This is a genomic window from Bradyrhizobium sp. Gha (genome assembly GCF_900113735.1).
Lineage (GTDB): Bacteria > Pseudomonadota > Alphaproteobacteria > Rhizobiales > Xanthobacteraceae > Bradyrhizobium.
Window position 1 is genome coordinate 74115 of sequence record NZ_FOQM01000025.1, and the last position, 18960, is coordinate 93074.

Consider the following 18960-nt stretch of genomic DNA (forward strand, 5'->3'; position numbering starts at 1 on the left):
GTTATGCGCGAGCAGATAGACGACCGAGCGAGGAGGGCGCGCCGCACGATCATCCAGGCCGCGGCCGACCTCTATCGCGAGATCGGTCACAACAAGACCACCGTCGCGGACATTGCACGGCGCCTGTCGATGTCCTCGGCCAATATCTACCGCTTCTTTCCTTCGAAGCGCGCGATCGAGGAAGCCGTGGTTGAGCGCATGCTCGACGAAATAATCGGCGCGGTATCCGAAGCGGCGGCCGGCACCGGGCCGGTGTTGCGGCGGTCGCGGCAGCCGGTCGAGATGACATCGCAGCTGCATTTCAAGGCCGCCGGCTGACGCTGACGTCTCCAGCCGTCCGTCCAAAGCGGACAGGCCCATGCTCCTACGACCAGTCCGTCTCGCAGGCTGCCAGGAAAAAACCGACGCGCTCGCGAACGAAGCCGGGAAGCTCCTTTTTCAAATCCCTCGGTGTCTCGCCGACGAGCGAGCGGAACAGCATCGGGAGCAGGATCAGGTCGAGGAAGATCTGGGCAGTGGCGCGGCTTCGCTTGGCACTGAAAGGTCCCTTTGCGCTGCGCGCGAGCTTCTGCGTGGCTTCGTCCAGCAGCTGCGATACCGCGTTCAGGGATCGATCACGCGCAGCGTCATGAACGTTGCGGCTCAATTCGGGAAACCGCTGCGATTCCGCGATCGTCGCGCGCACCATGCCTAGTGATTCTTCGATGACCCTGTCGACGATAGCTGTGCCGAGACTCATCAACTTGTCCTCGATGGTGCGGCCTTCAGGCGAAAACCCCTCGAAGTCAGTCAGGCCGTCGATGGTGCGGGCCACCACCGCCGCGAACAGCGCTTCCTTGCCGGGGAAGTGGGCATAGATCGTCGGCTTGCTCGCAGGCGCGAGCTCGGAAATGTCGTCGATGCTGGCGCTGCGGAAGCCCTTCTCGAGAAACAGCTGCTGTGCCGCATCGAGAATGCGCGCCTGCGCGTCGCCGGCCAGATCCTTGGGCGGTCTGCCTCGCTTCGTCTTCTTCATTCTTGCGCCTCCGAGTTCACGAGTCTGTGCGTTTCGCTTTCCCGCTTGACACGGCTCGCGAAGAAAGGCAAGGAAAAGAAAATATACGGTATAGTTTATTAATGGTTCAGGCCCTCGCGTTTCGCGAGCCTGGCGGGCGCCCCCAACGATCGGGGTCGCAAAGGTGAACGCTCGACGCCGATCGTCCGAGCCGAATGAGGAGAACCGTCGTGACTGTTTTGAGCCCAGCCCCGTCCGGCTTGCAGGAAGGCGTGCTGCTGCACGAGCTGAATCGCCGAGTCAGCAATGGTGTCGCTTTCGCCATCGACTTGGTCTCCGCCGCGGCCATCCGGGTCGAGGCGACGGAAGCCAAACGCGCGCTGAGCGATGTCGTCGAGCTGCTGCATGGCTACGCCGATGTGCATCGCGCGCTGGCCATGCCCGCGGGCGACACGCTGATCCACGCCGCCACCTCCATTCGCAAGCTCGGCGGCGGGATGCGCCGGGCCGTCCTGGACCGGATGAACATTCAACTGGCCTTCGCGACGCAGTCCATCGCGCTTCAGCCGGAGCGCTGCTGGCATCTGGCGCTGATCGTCCATGAGCTCGTGATGCATGCGGCAAGGCACGCTTGCTTTGATGCGCGGCCCGGGCAGATCAAGATCAAGCTGACGCGCAACGGGGCGCTGGTGAACTGCGTGATCCTGGACAACGGCTCGCGTCCTGCGCGGGACGTTTCCGATCGTGAGCTGCGGATTGCCAGGGATATTGCCCGGGCGCTCGGCGGCCGGATCGAGCAGGGTTTTGGCACCGAATTCACCTCGATCGTCCTGTCATTCCCGCTGACCAAGCGCGAGCGGGACGCAAACTGGACCATCGCAACGCGCCGAATCAAGGCGCCGCGCCGCACGAGAGCCATCGCACCAAATGCCGCAGCGCTGGTGTCCCGCCAAACCGCCGATGCGCTTGGCGGGCTGTTGACGCTTTCCCATCCGACGGACGCCCCATGATCAACCGATCTTCCTATCCGAGCAGGCCGCCGCGTGCGGCGAAGGTTCTCGCGGCAGCCGCCGCGCTCGTCAGCACGGTCCTGAGCGGCTGCAACGATCGAGCGGCGCAGATAGCCACGCGGGCGCCGCTGGTCCGGACCACGATCGTGCAGCCGCGCGACCGGCAAGGCGCCATCACCTTGACGGGAGAGGTCCAGGCGCGCTTCGTTGCCGATCTTTCCTTCCGCGTCAGTGGACGCGTAGTCGCCCGCAATGTCGAGGTCGGCGCTCACGTCAACAAGGGCGAGGTCCTGGCCCGCCTGGATCCGGCCGAGCAGGCGGCCGACGTGGATGCTGCCACCGCGGCAGTGGCCTCCGCCGAAGCTCAGCTGCGCGTGGCGAAGGCAACGTTCGAGCGCCAGAGAGCGCTGATCGCAAGCGGCTTCACCACCCGCACCGTTTACGATCAGGCCCAGGAGGGCCTGCGAACGGCGGAGGGCGCGCTGCAAGCAGCCCGGGCGCAGCTCGGCACCTCGCAGGATGCGCTGGGTTATACTGTCCTTCGCGCCGAAGCCGATGGCGTCGTGACCGCGCGAAACCTCGAGGTCGGCCAGGTCGTGCCGGCCGCGCAACCCGTCTTCTCGCTCGCGCAGGACGGCGAGCGTGATGCCGCCTTCGAGGTCTATGAATCCGTCTTCCTTGGCCAGACCGACAGCCGCCGCGTCACGCTGGCGCTCATCTCCGATCCCGGCGTGACCGCAACGGGCGAGGTGAGAGAAATTTCACCTGTTGTCGACGCGAAGAGCTCCACGGTCCGCGTCAAGGTGTCCATCGAAAATCCACCCGCCGCGATGACGCTGGGTAGTGCCCTCGCCGGAACGGTCAAGGCGAAGTCTCAGAACGAGATCGCGTTGCCCTGGAGCGCATTGATGGCTGCGGGCAGGAAAGCCGCCGTCTGGACAGTGGATCCGAAAACGCAGACGGCCTCGCTGAAGCCGGTCACGGTCGGCGCATACGAGGCCGGACAGGTGCTGATCAAGGCCGGACTCGAGCCCGGCGAGCGCGTCGTCATTGACGGCGGCAAGCTGCTGAGTGTCGGGCAGTCAGTCACTGAAGTGGGAAGCCAGTCATGAAGCGACCGATCATGATGATCGCCGGCACGTTCGCTGCAGCGTCGATGCTCGTCGGCTGCCAACAGGAAACGAAAGTGCCAGAGCCGGTTCGCCCTGTGCTCTCGATACTGGCCAAGCCGAACAGCGCAGACAACGCGGTTGCGGTCGGCTTCGTCGAGCCGCGCTACAAAACTAACCTTGGCTTTCGCGTGCTCGGACGGCTGACTTCGCGTCCGGTCTACGTTGGCGACATCGTCAGCGAAGGACAAATCATCGGCACGATCGATCCGGTCGCGCTGGATCTCGCCGTTCGCGCGGCCAAAGCCCAACTTGCGAAGGCCGAGGCGCAGCTTGCAACGGCCAGGGCGACGGAGGACCGGCAACGCACCCTGATCACCAGCGATGCGACGACGAAGCAAACGGTCGATAATGCCGAACAGGCGCGCGCCGGTGCCGAAGCGACCGTCGCGCAAGATCAGGCGAGCCTGACCAAGGCGGTCGAGCAGCTCGGCTATGCCCAGATCAAGGCCGATTTCGGCGGCATCGTCACCGCCGTTGGCGCGGAAGTGGGCCAAGTGGTCTCGCCCGGCCAGACCGTGGTGACGGTCGCGCGGCCAGACATTCGCGAGGCGGTCGTCGATATCGGGGAAGACTTTCCCGTGCCGCTCGAGGTCGGTCTTGCCTTCACCGTGAGCCTGCAGCTTCTTCCCGATGTTCAGGTCGAGGGCCGGATCCGCGAAATCGCGCCGCAAGCAGATCCGATGACACGGCTGCGACGCATCCGGATTGCGCTCGACGACCCGCCCGAAAGCTTCCGTCTCGGCGCGACCGTCACGGTCAAGCTCGGCAAGGACCAAGGGAAGGACCAGCGCAAGAACCTGCGCCTGCCCACATCAGCGGTGCTCGCCAAAGACGGCACCGATTTCGTCTGGGTGGTCGATCAATCCACCGGCACCGTCTCGCTGCAGAAGATCGATGGTGTTGTCGAACCGGCGGGCATCCGCGTCACCGGCGGACTTGCCGAGGGCACCCGCATCGTCACCGCCGGAATTCACAGCCTCAAGCCGGGACAGCACGTCCGCATCCAAGAGGATCAAGAACCATGAAGTCGTTCAACCTTTCCGATTGGGCGCTCGGCCACCGTTCGCTCGTCTGGTATTTCATGATCGCCTTCATGGCGGCCGGGCTGTTTGCCTATCTTCAGCTTGGGCGACAGGAGGATCCCGACTTCACCATCAAGACCATGGTGATTCAAGCGCAGTGGCCGGGCGCCTCGCCCGAGGAGATGACGCGTCAGGTCACCGACCGGATTGAGAAGAAGCTGGAGGAGCTCGAATCGCTCGACTACACCAAGAGCGTGACGGTCGCGGGCCAGACCACCGTCTTCGTCTACTTGCGCGATTCGACCAAGGCGGCCGACGTCAAGCCGACCTGGGTGCGCGTCCGCAACATGATCGCTGACATCAGGGGCGACTTTCCGCAAGGCGTGATCGGCCCCGGCTTCAACGACCGCTTCGGTGACGTCTTCGGCAATGTCTATGCGTTTACCAGCGATGGCCTCAGCCAGCGGCAGCTCCGCGACGAGGTCGAGGACATCCGCGCCAAGGTACTCACCGTACCAAATGTCGGCAAGGTCGACATTCTTGGCGCGCAGGACGAGGTGATCTACCTCGAATTCTCCACCCGCAAGATCGCGGCGCTCGGCCTCGATGTCCACGCCATCATGAGTTCGCTCCAGGGCCAGAACGCCGTGGCCCCCTCAGGCGTATTCCAGGAAGGGCCTGAGCGGATCAGCGTTCGCGTCAACGGTCAGTTCACATCAGAAGCGAGCTTGAAGGCGGTCAATCTGCGCATCAACGATCGCTTCTTTCCGCTGATCGACGTTGCGACCATCACGCGCGGCTACGCCGATCCGCCCTCGACTCTGTTCCGATACAACGGTCAGCCCGCCATCGCGCTCGCGATCGGCATGAAGTCCGGGGCCAATTTGCTCCAGTTCGGCGAAGCGCTGAAGGAGCAGATGACGAAGATCATCGCCGACCTGCCGATCGGCGTCGGGGTGCACCTCGTCGCCGACCAGCCCGTGGTAGTCGAACACGCCGTTTCGGGCTTCACCGAAGCACTGTTCGAGGCCGTGATCATCGTGCTCGGCATCAGCTTCCTGAGCCTGGGTGTGCGGGCGGGGCTCGTGGTCGCCATCGCCATTCCGCTGGTGCTTGCGATCACTTTCGTCGTAATGGCCTATTGCGGTATTTCGCTGCAACGCATTTCGCTGGGCGCCCTGATCATCGCGCTTGGCCTGTTGGTGGATGATGCCATGATCGCGGTCGAAATGATGGTGGCGCGGCTAGAGATCGGCGATCCCCTGGAGAAGGCGGCGACCCACGTTTATACCTCGACCGCGTTTCCGATGCTGACTGGAACGCTCGTCACGGTGGCTGGCTTCATCCCGATCGGGCTCAACAGCAGCAACGCCGGCGAGTTCACCTTCACTCTGTTCGTGGTGATTGCGGTCTCGCTGATCGTCTCGTGGATCGTCGCCGTCTTGTTTACCCCGCTGCTCGGCGTCACCATCCTGCCCGCGAAGATGAAGGGACACCACGAGGAGAAGGGGCGGGTCGCGCAGATGTTCGAGCGCCTGCTGCTGTTCTGCATGCATCACCGCTGGAGCACCGTCGCGGTAACGGCCGGCGCCTTCCTGCTCGCCCTGATCGGCTTGCAGTTCGTGCAGCAGCAGTTCTTTCCGTCCTCGGACCGAGCCGAACTCGTGATCGACTGGAACTTGCCGCAGAACGCTTCGATCACCGACACCAACACGCAGATGGTGCGCTTCGAGCGCGAGCAGCTGCAAGGCAACGGTTCAGTTGACCACTGGTCCACCTATGTCGGCACGGGTGCGCCGCGCTTCGTGCTGTCGTTCGATCTTCAGACCGCCAATACCTGGTTCGGCCAGCAGGTGATCGTGACCAAAGGGGGCATCGCTGAGCGTGACAAGCTCAAATCGCAGTTTGAGGACTATTTGAGGCAAACATTCCCGGGCACGGACACCTACGTCAAGCTGCTCGAGGTCGGCCCTCCCGTAGGACGGCCGGTGCAATATCGCCTGAGTGGCCCCGATATCGCAGAGGTTCGCGAGCTCTCACAGAAACTTGCCGGCATCATTCGCAACAATCCTGACCTCGGCAATGTAGTGTTCGACTGGATGGAGCCCGCACGCGTCGTCAAGGTCGACGTGCTCCAGGACAAGGCGCGCCAGCTCGGCGTCAGCTCAGAAGACATCGCCACTACGCTGAACTCCGTGCTCCAGGGCTCGCCGATCACGCAGGTGCGCGACAGCATCTATCTCGTCAATGTCACGGGGCGTGCGACCGCGCCGGAGCGCGCCTCGATCGACACGCTGCGCGATCTGCAACTAACGGGGCTCGGCGGCCAATCCGTGCCGCTCGGCGCCGTCGCCAATCTGCGCTATGAGCTGGAGCAGCCCACGATCTGGCGCCGCGCGCGAATTCCGACCATCACGCTGAAGGCCGCCGTCGTCAGCAACGTTCAGCCGAAGACGGTCGTCGACCAGCTCGCGCCGAAAGTGGCGGAGTTCACCAAGCAGCTGCCCGCGGGTTACTCGATCACGATCGGCGGCTCGGTGGAGGAGAGTGCGAAGAGCCAGGGCCCGATTATCGCGGTCGTGCCGCTGATGCTGTTCGTCATGGCGACAGTGCTGATGGTGCAGCTACAGAGCTTTTCGCGCCTGTTCCTGGTGTTCGCGGTCGCGCCGCTCGCGTTGATCGGCGTTGTCATGGCTCTGCTGCCGAGCGGCGCGCCGCTGGGCTTTGTGGCGATCCTCGGCGTGCTCGCCCTCATCGGGATCCTGGTCCGAAACTCCGTGATCCTGATCGTGCAGATCGAGGATCTGAAGAAGGAGGGTAGGCCGGCCTGGGATGCCGTGGTGGAAGCAACCGAGCACCGCATGCGCCCGATCCTGCTTACGGCTGCCGCGGCAAGTCTCGCGCTGATTCCCATCGCGCGCGAGATTTTCTGGGGCCCGATGGCCTACGCCATGATGGGCGGCATTATCGTCGGCACGCTGCTAACGCTGCTGTTCCTGCCGGCGCTGTATGTGGCCTGGTTCCGCATCGATCCGGATCATGCGGATGAATCACCTTCACACGATTCCGAAGTCGCTGCGAACGACGCGCCGGCCGAAGAGAGGCCCGCTCATGACGCCCCGGAGCCTGTGCTCGAAGCCCAAGTCTAGAATGGAGACGACGATGCTCTCGAGGAAGCTATCAATCCTTGCTGTCACTGTGACGGTCGCGGCAAGTTCGCTTGCCCCCTCCATTGCGTTTGCGCAGTTTCCGCCGCCACCGATGGCGCCCGTCGCTCCTTCGTCGATCGCGCCAGCAGGGCCCCCACCACTCGCAGCTCTCGGTTCTGCCGCTACTCTCTCTGGTCCCGGCCTTCGCCTGGGTCCAGCAGCCGGGCCGCGCGTTGATCTCGCCGCGCGAGGTGCTGGCGCCGGGCCGGCTTTCGTCGGCGCCGCGCGGACGTCGGTCAAAATTGGTGGTGCCGGCTATCGCTACGGCGGCGAGCACGGCTACGGCTATGGCGCGCGCGCCGCGACTTATGTCGGCGCATACGCAGCCGGCGCCTACGCTGGGTACGCCTATGGGGGGACGCGCTCGAGCGACACCTCCAGTAGCGAATGCCGTTACGTTTACAGCCGCCATCGCAGGTATCTTGTCTGCGATTAGCCTTTGAGCACGGCCCATCTGAATAGATGCGGCCTCGCCGATGGCATAGTGAGTCTCAGCATCAACCAGATTGCGGAAGCAAATATGAACTGATGTTTGTCATGCTCCGAAGCTGCGTGCTCGTCACCGCCATTGACCTGCCGGCCGACGGTGCTCGGCCGATAGCGATGTCAACCTGGCGTCAGCGTCATTCAACGCAAGGCGACCAACTAGCATGCTGCTGGACAACATTCCCAACTTTGATCACTTTGCAGCATTTTGAGAGCAAGAATGTTGGACCTCTTGAAGAGAGGCACCGAAGAAAGCTTCGGCCTGATCGAGCGTGAACTGCGATGCGGACTGTGGAGCTGGAATCTGCGTACCAATGAAATGCACTGGTCGCGCGGGTATTATGATCTTCTGGGCATCGAGCCGGGAAGGGTAACGCCATCCTTTGCGGCCATCCTCCAGGTCACCCATCCCGACGATCGCAGCGCGCAGGCGGAGGTTGAGCGGGTCATCCAAAAGGCCTCAACCATCAGGCGGAAATTCCGCGTCATTCGCCCGGGCGGCAGCATCGCCTGGATCTACTGTCAGCTCATCGTCTTCGTGGACTCGGAGGGGGCGGCAGAGAAGGCAATCGGCGTCTGCACGGATATCACGGCTCGCGAGGATCAGCTGAACCGGCTGCGGATTGCCGACGAGCGGTATCGTGCCCTCATCAAGGCTGCCGGAGCCGTGGTATGGATCGCCAAATTGGACGGTCGAATCCACGAACTCGTAAATTGCGATCATGGCAGCCAGCTCGTTGCGTCCGAATCTGGTTGGCTCCAGCTCGTCCATCCAGACGACCAGGAGAAGATGCTCAGAGTATGTGCGGCGGCAAGCCGGGAGAAACGCGGCTATGACGTGGTGCACCGCTTTCTCCAAGCCGACGGCACTTTCAGGTGGATGCGTTCCACTGGTCAACCGATGCTGGATGACGCTGGGAATATCAAGGAGTGGCTCGGCATCAGCGTTGATCTCGACCGCAATACGGCGCGTTCCGGCGCCCACCGCATCACCGGGGCGCAAATTAGGGCTGCGCGCGGCCTGCTGCGATGGTCGGTGTTGGATCTGGCGCAGGCTGCGGGCAGCACGCGTGCGACCATCCGTCGCCTCGAGGAGCTGGACGGCGCTCCATCGCACAACGACCCGGCGCTTCCTTTGATCGAAGCGGCTCTTGCAAGAGCGGGTGTCGAATTCCTGTTTCCAGAAGCAGGCAAGCCTGGCGTGCGTCCCCGCTAAATTGGCGTCTGACCTGCACCGATCATGCAAAATTGGTCGAGTTGTCGATCGCCAACGCGCCATCTCGCAAATCTGGCGTTCGGTTGCCCAGAATCGTGCATCGCCAATCCTGGATTGCCGCATAAGCCGAACCGCACGCGCCAATTTTGCCTAACAGAAGGTTAGCAGGGCCGGTATTATTGTTCGGCACGTTGGGCTCCGGCAAGGCGTGCGGGCATGATGACACAGATCATTCGGTACCTCAGAATCGACACGCGCACTCAGCTCCTTGCGGAGCAGCTGTGGAATTTGGCCGAGGGCCCAAGTAGCCAAATCATCGCTGAGTTCTACAGGCGAACGCGGCAGTCGCATCCCGGCGTTCTTCTGGATGAGCACACCGTCAGCCGGCTCATGATCAAGCAGAGGGAACACTGGCATTCGCTGTTCAACAGCAGAGTCGATCAGGCCTATCTGCGCAGGGCGACCAAGGTGGGGATCATGCACCATGAAGTCGGGCTCGATCCCAAGTGGTATGTCGCCGGTTACGCCCTGATGAAGGCGGGCCTCGCCGAACAATTGCTGTTCGACGCCTCGATTCCGCTGCGCTCAAACCAGCTCTCGTCGTCACGTCCGAACAATATATGGCCGTCGACATGGCGCTTACTCTCTCAAGCTATTCCGACTGGCTCGTCGACTAGCTGTTTCGGTGCCGAACTCCCAGCCATTTTTCGCAATCAGATTTGAAAGGACTTAACGATGACCAACCTAGCTGTGTGCCTCGCATCCGGCGAGGATCGCCAGGCCAGAATGCGGTTCATGGGAATCACATCTCGCAGCGGCGAGCTGTTGCGGGAATTCTGGGTTATCGCCGAACCTGCTGTGCCGTGCATTCTTGACGGCTTCTACCGGCACGTCACGAGCGAACCCCAGCTTGCCGCACTGATTGGGAGCGATATTCCCAGACTGAAGACGGCCCAGGGCACGCACTGGGCGCGGCTGTTCAATGGTCGGTTCGACGACGAATACTTGAAAGGGGTTCGTGCCATCGGCATGGTCCACAACAAGATCGGCCTTGAGCCGCGCTGGTACATTGGCGGATACAACTTTGTCCTGAACCAACTCGTCTCGCTTGCGGTCCGGCGATATCGCTGGCGTCCGGCGCACCTGTCCGAGTTGTTGAATGCTGTTAATTGCGCCGTGATGCTCGACATGGAGATCGCCATCTCCGTCTATCAGGAGGCCATGCTTGCCGAGCGGGAAAGTCGTCAAGAGGCGATCCGCGCCGCCATCAGAAGCTTCGATGCCCGGATGAAAACGGTCGTGGGTACGATCGGCGGCGCGGCCGGCAATCTTCAGAGCGCCGCCAATGCCCTCGCTGCGAGCGCTTCGCGGTCGACCCAGCAGTCCAGCGTGGTAGCCGCCGCCTCGGAAGAAGCATCGACGAATGTGCAGGCCGTTGCCGCATCGACCGAGCAACTGACCTCGTCAATTCAGGAGATTGGGCGTCAGGTGTCTGAATCGACGAAGATCGTCCAGACCGCGGTGGAGCAGTCGGCCCGCTCCGGCGACACGGTCCAGAACCTTGCGAGAGCGGCCCAGCGAATTGGCGACGTGGTGGAACTGATCAGCACCATCGCGGGGCAGACCAATCTGCTCGCCCTCAATGCCACGATCGAAGCAGCGCGCGCCGGCGAGGCCGGCCGCGGCTTCGCCGTCGTTGCTTCCGAGGTCAAAGCCCTGGCGGAGCAGACGGCAAAGGCCACAGGCGAGATTGGTGAGCAGATCCTCTCGATTCAAGGCGCAACGAAGGACTCGGTGGGGGCTATCCAGGACATCGGCCGCACGATCGGGTCCGTCAGCGAGATCGCTACCGTCATAGCGGCAGCCGTGGAAGAGCAGGGCGTGGCTACCGCGGAGATCGCGCGTAACGTGCAGCAGGCGGCCCTGGGCACGCACGAGGTGTCAAGCAACATCACCGGCGTGAGCCAGGCGGCCGCTCAAACCCGGCAGACCGCGGAAAAGCTTCTGGGCGCGTCTGAAGAGCTGTCCATTCAAGCTGCGGCCCTTCGCTCGGAAGTGGAGACATTCTTTGCCGAGATCCGGGCGGCCTAGCGTGTCATCAGAGCTTGACGACACAATGATTGGACCGACTATGGATGTGGAGATCGCGACAGTTGACATGGACAATGCGCTTTCAGCGTCGTGCGATCCACGTCGATTTGGTCAGCTTGCGAGGCGGAGCGTGCCTAAGGCAGAAGTAAACTGGGAGCAACTGCTCCACACCGCCATCGAAAGCAGCTCTCATGGCCTGTGTGTCTTCGACGGCCAATCCAGGCTGGTGATAGGTAATGAACAGCACCGCAGCCTCTATTCGCTGACATCTTCCGAGGTCTCGCCGGGCCGCTCAGTGGAGGATGTTCTGAAGGGCCGTCATGCCCGCGTTCTCGCAGCGATGAAAAATGTCCAGTTAGCCGACTACCTGGCGGCGATTCAGCGGGGCGAAGACTTCCAGACGACGTATGAATTGCAGATGGGTCGTTCATCGAGCTCGATATGCATCCCATGTCTGACGGTGGCTTCGTCGAAAGGCACCGAGATGTCACCGAGCTTCGTCTCGCAGAGCTCCGAGCCGAGGCGGCAAGGCAGGAGCTGATCGAGAAGCAATATGCGATCGATCAGGCCGTCATCGTCGCGATCACTGACGTCCGGGGTACGATCACTTACGCCAACGATCGATTTTGCGAGGTCAGTGGATACAACCGGGAGGAGCTGGTTGGAAACAACCACCGCCTCCTGAAATCGGGGCTTCATGCCCCAGAAATTTTTCGGCAGATGTACCGTCGCCTCGCCAAAGGGGGCGTCTGGCGGGGCGAGCTTTGCAACAGGGCGAAAAGCGGGGAGCTCTACTGGGTCGACACCGTGATCACACCCCAGCTTGGTTCAAACGGCAAGCCGGTCGCGTACATGGCGATCCGGGTCGACATTACTGCTCGAAAGAAGGCCGAAGCCCAAGTGTACTATGCGGCCCGTCACGATGCGTTAACTGACCTGTTGAACAGAGCCGCCTTGCTCGAAGATCTGTTGAACCGGCTCGCACACGCAAAGGCAAGCGAACAGGAGCTGATCGTCTACTTGCTGGATCTCGACGGCTTCAAGTCGGTGAATGATACGCTGGGGCATGCTGCCGGCGACGCCTTGCTCAAGCAACTGAGCAGGCGCCTGAAATCGGCTTCCTCCGATGGTGATCTGATTGCCCGCCTGGGAGGCGACGAGTTCGCAATCGTACAGTTCAGCTCTGGAGAGTGTCGCGAACAGGCGGAAAGACTTGCGATCACCCTCCTCGAAACCGTGGCGATACCGTTCTCGATCGAGGCACAGGACGTGTCGATCGGGGTGAGTATCGGATTGGCGTTCGCTCCGCTGCACGGCTCTACGGCTTCAGAACTGCTCTATAAGGCGGATCTGGCCCTCTACCGCGTTAAGGCCGAGGGACGAAACGGATATCGGTTCTTCGAAGAAGAGATGCACAGGAACGCTCAATCCCGCAATCGGCTCGTCAACGAACTTCGCGAGTCCGTGGCCCGGGGCGATTTCGAATTGCACTATCAACCCATCTTTGATGCGAAGACGCTGCAGCCAAGTGTGATGGAGGCCTTGGTGCGATGGCGTCACCCATCTCAAGGCCTGCTTTACCCGGACCAATTCATTGGAATCGCTGAAGAGACCGGCCTAATAGAGCCCTTGGGCCGGTGGATTCTTCGGCAGGCGTGCGCAGACGCCGCGTCTTGGCGTAAGGGGGTCAAAGTTGCCGTCAACTTGTCTCCTGAACAGTTCCGCGGTCCGGCGTTGTTCGACGTTGTCCTAAGAACGCTGCTGGAAACAGGTATGTCACCTGATCGGCTTGAGTTCGAAGTCACAGAATCCATGCTGCTGCAGGAGAAGGAGGAGAATCTTCTTCTCTTTCGTCAGCTCAAGAACATCGGGATATCAATAGCGCTGGACGATTTCGGTGTGGGATACGCTTCGATCCGTTCGGTCGTCTCATTTCCTTTTGACAAGGTGAAGATCGACCGTTCGTTCACGAGAGACGTGGTCAATCAACCGGCGAGCAGGACGGTTGTGGCGTCAATCATGACCTTGGCCCGAGGCTTAGGCGTCCAGGTCACTGCAGAGGGCATTGAGACGCCGGATCAGCTGGAATACCTGCGAAGCCAAGGAGTAGATCTGTTCCAGGGTTATTTGCTGGGTAGACCAGCACCGGCTCATCTGAGTGAGTGGATTAGCGCCAATCCCGTTAGGCCACCTGAGTGCGGCCATCCTCTGGCTCCGATACAAAGGGCGCACGCAATTTAAGCAAGCAGCGGGCCTCTCCACGGAAGCTGGCCCGTGCGTGAGAAGAGCAGGTCGAATTGCTGCGAGGCGCTAGGTGCTCTCTCCGGATTTCCGAATGACTCACATCCTGATTGCGTCGTTGCTGACAAAGCGCAGAAGGCTTTGCATCTTCACTTGCGGTCCGATCGTGGCCTGTATACTCTAACCATTCTCAGGTCTGGGGGCAGGCCAAGTGTAAACAGCCAACCCTTCCATTTCAGTTTGGCATAGTTTCAGCGCCTGCACCACGCGGCCGAAGAACGAAGCCGCCCTGCCGGAGTGACAACAGCGATCGAGACGTTGACGCTGCTCGGCGTATTCGGCGCTTCAACGATAGGCGTAGTGCTGGTGCTGAACCGCGGCAGCGTTCGGCAACTGGACCCCAGTGGAAGGATCCGCATCGGGGTCGACGCAAGCTCTAGAGGGACCCGAAACGTTGCTATCGAGCCAAAGCTCCCGAGGCGGGAGTTTTGGCATCACAGTGTAAAGTTTCTTAGCCGGTCGATTTGCGGGCGCCTGCTCATGTTAGAACGCGTCCGACGACGCTCGTGGCGTGTCGCAAAGCGGGCTTGCATCGCAGGGAAATACCTGGCGTCGCTGCCGGCCTGTCTTAATTCAAAAGATGAGGCGCAGGTGTCCTGAACTCGGTGGGCGGACATCATTCGAAGCTGCAACCAAACCATTATGAGCGGCGGGACATCGGCGAGCTTCATTGATTTTGCTGCGGTTTCGTTTGATTTCAATGGCGTTCGTCCCGTTTCGATCAGGCTGTTTCTGGTGCGAAACTGGCGCGGCCAGTCCGAGCTTTCAGCTTTTGTTCCCTTATCTTCCGCCTCCGAATTGAGCCGCGGGCAGAGCAAGGCGCCAACCTCCGATTGGCGCTATCGACCGCTGCGGCGCGTTGCGCGCCGCTTCTTGCGGGAGTCGGGCGGACTCGCTGTGGAGGCCCGCTGATCCTCCTGCAAACTGAGCATAGCCTGCACATGTACGGCCAGCTTCAACGCACTATCAGCGTTTGACGCGAGCCGGGACAGGAGCTGGGCCAGCATTTTGAACTCCTCGCGCGTCAGCAATCCAAACAGCGCGTCGTTGACCGGTCGCTGCAAAGTGGCAAGGCGGATCAACAGGCTCATTCCTCGCTGGGTGAGAGCAAGTTGCACCCGACGTCCGTCCTCGGGATGGGGGGTTTTCTCGAGAAAGCCATCGGACACCAGTTTGTTGATCTCGTTGGTGACGAAGGCGCCGCTCAGGTACAGCCGTTCGGCGACCTGATTCACGCCCATCGGTTCTTCCGCGCTCGAATTCTTGATCGCGATCAGGATCAAATATTGGGTCGGCGACAGGTCTACGAAGCCTGCGAATATTTCCCGGCAGGCTTCTAGACCGCGTCCGAACGCGAAATAGTCGTAGAGCAGGCCGCGAAGCGTGCGGTCTCCTTCCTTATCGAGCAGCTCGGGTTTCGACGCCGTCAAAAGCGCATCGGTCACGCGGTCAATCTCCTCACCAAATCATGGCGTTGCGGCTTGCTTAACAAGCACGCATGCGCCGGCCCAGCAAGTGGGCTTGACATTCCACACTAGCTTTGCGAGAAAGCTATCTGAGAATTATACGTCAGAACCAGGCGACGAGGCAGTGTCCATGGAGGATCGTGCATTCAGGCGTGCTCTCGGGGAATTCGCCACCGGCGTTGCGGTGGTGACCGCACGGGGGAAGGGCGAAGAGCTCATCGGCATGACCATGAGCTCGTTCAACTCCGTTTCACTCGATCCGCCGCTGGTCCTGTTCAGCGTCGACCGCAAGGCAAAAAGCCTGCCTGCGATGCTCGAAGCCAAGGGCTTTGCCGTCAACATTCTCGCGCGCGATCAGGAGCAGATCTCCAACCAATTCGCGCGCGCTCTCTCCGACAAATGGGACCAGGTGAAGACGTCGGTCGGCCATACCGAGGCGCCCCTGATCTCGGGCGCGATGGCGCATTTCGAATGTGCACCGTACGCGGTCTACGAGGGCGGCGACCACGTGATCTTCGTGGTCCGTGTCATCAGGCACGCGAGCCGCGCCGAAGCGGCCGCTCCTCTGATTTTCTTCCGCGGCCGCTACCGCGATCTCGTCGATGAAACCGAGCGCGAGCCGACCTGGCCGCTTCCCATTCACTACTAGCTTTGAACCGGAGATCTGCGATGCGCAGCGCAAAGGAATATCTGTCAGGCCTGAAGGACGGCCGCACCATCTACATCAACGGCGCCTCGGTCGGCGATGTCACGACGCACCATGCCTTCCGCAACCTCGCCACCTCCATGGCGGGCCTGTTCGACTTCGCGAGCGCGTCCGACAACACGGAGCTGATGACCTTCGATACGGGCGCAGGTCGCGCCAACCGCATCTGGCAGCTTCCGACCTCCTATGCTGAGCTCGTGATGCGGCGCAAGGCGCTGGAGGCATGGGCCTCGCTGCATGCCGGCTTCATGGGCCGTGCCCCGGACCACGTCGCGTCCTGCATTTCCGGGCTCTACATGGGGCTCGACGTCTTCAAGGCCTATGATCCCGCCCGCGCCGGCGCGCTCGAGAGCTACTACCGCTACGCCCGCGACAAGGACCTCTACCTCACTTACGTCATCATCAATCCGCAGGCCGACCGTTCGAAGAGTGCGGCCGAACAGGCCGATCCGTTCCTCACCGCCGGCGTCGTCGACCGCGACGCGGAAGGGATCACGATCCGCGGCGCCAAGATGCTCGCCACCGGCGGTGTGGTCGCCGACGAGGTGTTCGTCACGACGATCCAGCCGATGCGACCCGGCGAAGAGCGCTATGCGATGTCCTTCGCGATTCCGATGAACACGAAGGGCCTCAAGATGCTGTCGCGGAAATCCTATGAGGATGCGGCCGGCGCAGTGTTCGACAATCCGTTGTCGAGTCGTTTCGACGAGAACGACTCGGTTCTCTACTTCGATGACGTGAAGGTGCCGTGGGACCGAGTCTTCATCGAAGGCAATGTCGACATGTGCCAGAAGCAGTTTCACGCCACGCCCTGCCACGTCTACCAGAACTATCAGGCGATGGTCCGCCTGAGCGTGAAGCTCAAGTTCCTGACCGGCCTTGCCCATCGGACTGCCGACATGAACGGCGTCACCCAGTTCCCGCAGGTGCGCGAGATGCTCGGCCAGCTCGCGGCCGAGACCGGCATGGTCGACGCGCTGGTGGCTGCGATGGAGGCCAAAGGCACGCAGGTCGGTCCCTACTTCATCCCGGACCGGCATACGCTCTACTCCGCGCAGGTGCTGACGCAGCAACTCTACGGCAACGTCATCAACACGCTCCGCGAGCTCGCCGGCGGTGGCATGATCATGCTGCCTTCGTCGGTCGCGGATTTCGACAATCCCGAGATCGCGGCCCTGATCGGCAAGACCCAGCAGTCGCCTAAGGCTAACTCGCATGACCGCGTGAAGTTCTACAAGCTCGCCTGGGACGCGGTCGGCTCCGAGTTCGGCTCGCGTCACCAGCAATACGAGATGTTCTACGCCGGCGCGACTTTCGTCACCAAGGGTCACTCCTACCGCACCTACGATTGGGCCGGCGCCGACCGGTTGGTCCAGGCCATGCTCGATTCCTACGACCTCAACGGCGTCTCGACCGCCAGCAAAGCCGCCTGATCCGAAGGAGACAATCCATGCCCGTCAACAAGAAGCACGACGAATTCTACACTCTCGATATGGCTACTGGTTGGGAAGTGCCGGCGGGCTATCCGGCCGGCATCCAGCAAAAGATCATCTCTGGCGGATTGGACGAGGCGAACCGGCGCGGCACGCGAACGCGGCTGCTCCGCTTTGCGCCCGGCGTCTACACAACTGCGCCGTTCTCCCACGAATATTGGGAGGAGGTTTATCTGGTCTCGGGCGATTTGATCGTCGGCAACAATGCGAACGGCGAAGGCGGCAAGAGCTTCCCGCCGAACACCTATGCCTGCCGCCCGCCGCACGCGCCGCATGGCCCGTTCAAGTCGGTGAACGGCTGCCTGCTGCTGGAGATGCACTATTTCGATCCGGTGTGATCCGGATTCGCTGCTGCTCAACATCATTCGACCAGCATAGGGGGAAGAGAAGTCATGACGTCTAGAGGTATATCTATCGGAGTTGCACGTTGCCTATCGTCGCTTGAATGGCTCTTCGGGCTGAATCGCGGCGTGCCGCAGGGCAAAGTCCGATGGGTGGTGGACGGGCTTGCCGGGGCGCTCGCGCTCGGCGTCATAGCCGCCACGCCCGCCGCTGCGCAGGAGAAGCCGAGCGCATTGGGGCTCGGCATCTTCACGTTCACATCCGGTCCTGCCGCAGCCTACGGCGTGCCGGGCAAGAACGCGGCCGACCTCATGATCGACGAGATCAATGCAAAGGGGGGTATCCGAGGCGTGCCGGTCAGCGCGACCTATGTCGACGAGGCGCAGGGCGCGCAAGGCGTCATCGCGGAATATCGCCGGCTCACCGGCGACGCCAAAAACCAGGTCGTGATCGCAGCCTTGTCGAGCGCGAACTGCCTCGCGCTGGCGCCGCTCGCCGAGCAGCTCGAGGTCCCCACCGTCGGCTGGAACTGCGATACGCACCAGCTGCTGATGGACGGCAAGAGCAAATATGTGTTCCGCCCTAACGGCAACACCGTGCCGGAATTCATCGCCTACGCGATCTACCTGCTGGACCGCAAACCCGACGTGAAGACGGTAGCGATCATCAACCCGGACTATGCCTTCGGTCATGACGCGGCCAAGATATTCACCGCGGCGTTGAAGGCCCTCAAGCCGGACGTCGAGATCGTCGCCGAACTCTATCCGAAGCTTGGTTCGCCGAACTACCAGACCGAGATCTCGCGCCTTGCGACCGCGCGCCCGGACGTGGTCTTCTCAAATCTCTGGGGCGCCGACCTCGAGAACTTCGTTCGCCAGGCCGCACCGCGTGGGATCTTCACCTCCAGTCAGGTCATCCTGGCACTCGGCGAGACAGTGCTGCAGCGCGTGCCCTTGCCTGACGGTGTGATCGTTGGTGTTCTCGGCGACGGCTGGTGGATGTCGCCCGACGCCAAGGCCAAGCCGGAGACGGTGAGGTTTGCCGAAGCCTACAAGGCGCGCTTCGGTGAGTATCCGGTGTTCCCGTCGATCAAGATGGCCAATACGCTGATCTACGTGAAGGCGGCCTATGAGGCCGCGATACAGAAGAACGGCGGCAAATGGCCGACGCGTGCCGAGCTCGCCGCCGCCATGAAGGGCAGCCAGGTCGAAACCCTGACCGGCACCGCGCAGACGCGCGCCGACAATGACGGCCTCGTCGACCAGATCGTCGGCGTCACCACGAAGACACCGGCGCAGCAGTTTCCCGTGATCGGCGACATGGTCCGCTACAAGGGCGACAGCCTGATGCCGCAGGCCGGCCAGGACCCGCTCGCGTGGATTGCGACGCTCAAGCCCGAGTTCGCGAAAAGCCTGCCGAAGCCCGGCAGTTACAAATAGGGCGGATGACGTT

17 protein-coding genes are annotated in these 18960 nt (G+C 61.9%); 15 read left to right on the forward strand and 2 right to left on the reverse strand.

Going from position 1 to position 18960, the window contains the following annotated elements; genetic code table 11:
- Positions 1–3 precede the first annotated feature (3 nt).
- The gene (locus BM222_RS26275; protein ID WP_092234323.1) at positions 4–318 is read left to right on the forward strand and encodes a TetR/AcrR family transcriptional regulator; all 315 of its coding nucleotides are present in this window, start codon (positions 4–6) and stop codon (positions 316–318) included.
- Between the two features lie 46 nt (positions 319–364).
- Here the strand turns inward: BM222_RS26275 and BM222_RS26280 are convergent, their stop codons facing one another.
- Complete coding sequence (locus BM222_RS26280) at positions 365–1015, reverse strand: TetR/AcrR family transcriptional regulator (protein ID WP_092234326.1); 651 nt, start codon at positions 1013–1015, stop codon at positions 365–367.
- Positions 1016–1266: 251 nt separating this feature from the next.
- On the opposite strand from BM222_RS26280, the gene BM222_RS26285 reads away from it, so the two are divergent.
- From BM222_RS26285 to BM222_RS26330, 10 genes are all read left to right on the forward strand, one after another.
- On the forward strand, positions 1267–2004 hold the full coding sequence (locus BM222_RS26285; RefSeq protein ID WP_244547255.1) for a sensor histidine kinase family protein: 738 nt from the start codon (positions 1267–1269) through the stop codon (positions 2002–2004).
- Entirely contained in the window at positions 2001–3116 is a 1116-nt protein-coding gene (locus BM222_RS26290) for an efflux RND transporter periplasmic adaptor subunit (RefSeq protein ID WP_092234333.1), read from the forward strand. The genes BM222_RS26285 and BM222_RS26290 overlap by 4 nt, the downstream gene beginning before the upstream one ends.
- On the forward strand, positions 3113–4201 hold the full coding sequence (locus BM222_RS26295) for an efflux RND transporter periplasmic adaptor subunit (protein WP_092234336.1): 1089 nt from the start codon (positions 3113–3115) through the stop codon (positions 4199–4201). The genes BM222_RS26290 and BM222_RS26295 overlap by 4 nt, the downstream gene beginning before the upstream one ends.
- On the forward strand, positions 4198–7347 hold the full coding sequence (locus BM222_RS26300; RefSeq protein ID WP_092234339.1) for an efflux RND transporter permease subunit: 3150 nt from the start codon (positions 4198–4200) through the stop codon (positions 7345–7347). The genes BM222_RS26295 and BM222_RS26300 overlap by 4 nt, the downstream gene beginning before the upstream one ends.
- A gap of 13 nt (positions 7348–7360) precedes the next feature.
- A complete protein-coding gene (locus BM222_RS26305; protein ID WP_092234475.1) occupies positions 7361–7843 on the forward strand; it encodes a hypothetical protein in 483 nt (160 codons plus the stop codon).
- A gap of 270 nt (positions 7844–8113) precedes the next feature.
- Entirely contained in the window at positions 8114–9109 is a 996-nt protein-coding gene (locus tag BM222_RS26310) for a PAS domain-containing protein (RefSeq protein WP_092234341.1), read from the forward strand.
- 216 nt (positions 9110–9325) lie between these two features.
- Positions 9326–9832, forward strand: a complete 507-nt coding sequence (locus BM222_RS26315; RefSeq protein ID WP_092234344.1) for a protoglobin domain-containing protein — start codon at positions 9326–9328, stop codon at positions 9830–9832.
- A 12-nt stretch (positions 9833–9844) separates the two neighbouring features.
- Positions 9845–11200, forward strand: coding sequence for a globin-coupled sensor protein (locus BM222_RS26320; RefSeq protein WP_092234347.1), 1356 nt, complete (start codon positions 9845–9847; stop codon positions 11198–11200).
- Positions 11201–11240: 40 nt separating this feature from the next.
- Positions 11241–11741, forward strand: a complete 501-nt coding sequence (locus BM222_RS26325; RefSeq protein WP_177243471.1) for a PAS-domain containing protein — start codon at positions 11241–11243, stop codon at positions 11739–11741.
- Positions 11651–13441: a putative bifunctional diguanylate cyclase/phosphodiesterase gene (locus BM222_RS26330; RefSeq protein ID WP_177243472.1), complete on the forward strand. Its 1791-nt coding sequence runs from the start codon at positions 11651–11653 to the stop codon at positions 13439–13441. The genes BM222_RS26325 and BM222_RS26330 overlap by 91 nt, the downstream gene beginning before the upstream one ends.
- A gap of 899 nt (positions 13442–14340) precedes the next feature.
- Here BM222_RS26330 and BM222_RS26335 read toward each other — a convergent pair.
- Entirely contained in the window at positions 14341–14946 is a 606-nt protein-coding gene (locus BM222_RS26335) for a MarR family winged helix-turn-helix transcriptional regulator (protein WP_092234355.1), read from the reverse strand.
- Between the two features lie 151 nt (positions 14947–15097).
- Here BM222_RS26335 and BM222_RS26340 point away from each other — a divergent pair, with 151 nt between their 5' ends.
- The 4 genes from BM222_RS26340 (at position 15098) to BM222_RS26355 (ending at position 18947) form a co-directional block, all read left to right on the forward strand.
- Positions 15098–15616, forward strand: a complete 519-nt coding sequence (locus tag BM222_RS26340) for a flavin reductase family protein (protein WP_092234357.1) — start codon at positions 15098–15100, stop codon at positions 15614–15616.
- 20 nt (positions 15617–15636) lie between these two features.
- Positions 15637–17106, forward strand: a complete 1470-nt coding sequence (locus BM222_RS26345) for a 4-hydroxyphenylacetate 3-hydroxylase family protein (RefSeq protein WP_092234360.1) — start codon at positions 15637–15639, stop codon at positions 17104–17106.
- A 17-nt stretch (positions 17107–17123) separates the two neighbouring features.
- Entirely contained in the window at positions 17124–17504 is a 381-nt protein-coding gene (locus tag BM222_RS26350) for a cupin (RefSeq protein WP_092234363.1), read from the forward strand.
- Positions 17505–17636: 132 nt separating this feature from the next.
- Entirely contained in the window at positions 17637–18947 is a 1311-nt protein-coding gene (locus BM222_RS26355) for an ABC transporter substrate-binding protein (protein ID WP_244547256.1), read from the forward strand.
- The last annotated feature ends 13 nt before the right edge of the window (positions 18948–18960 follow it).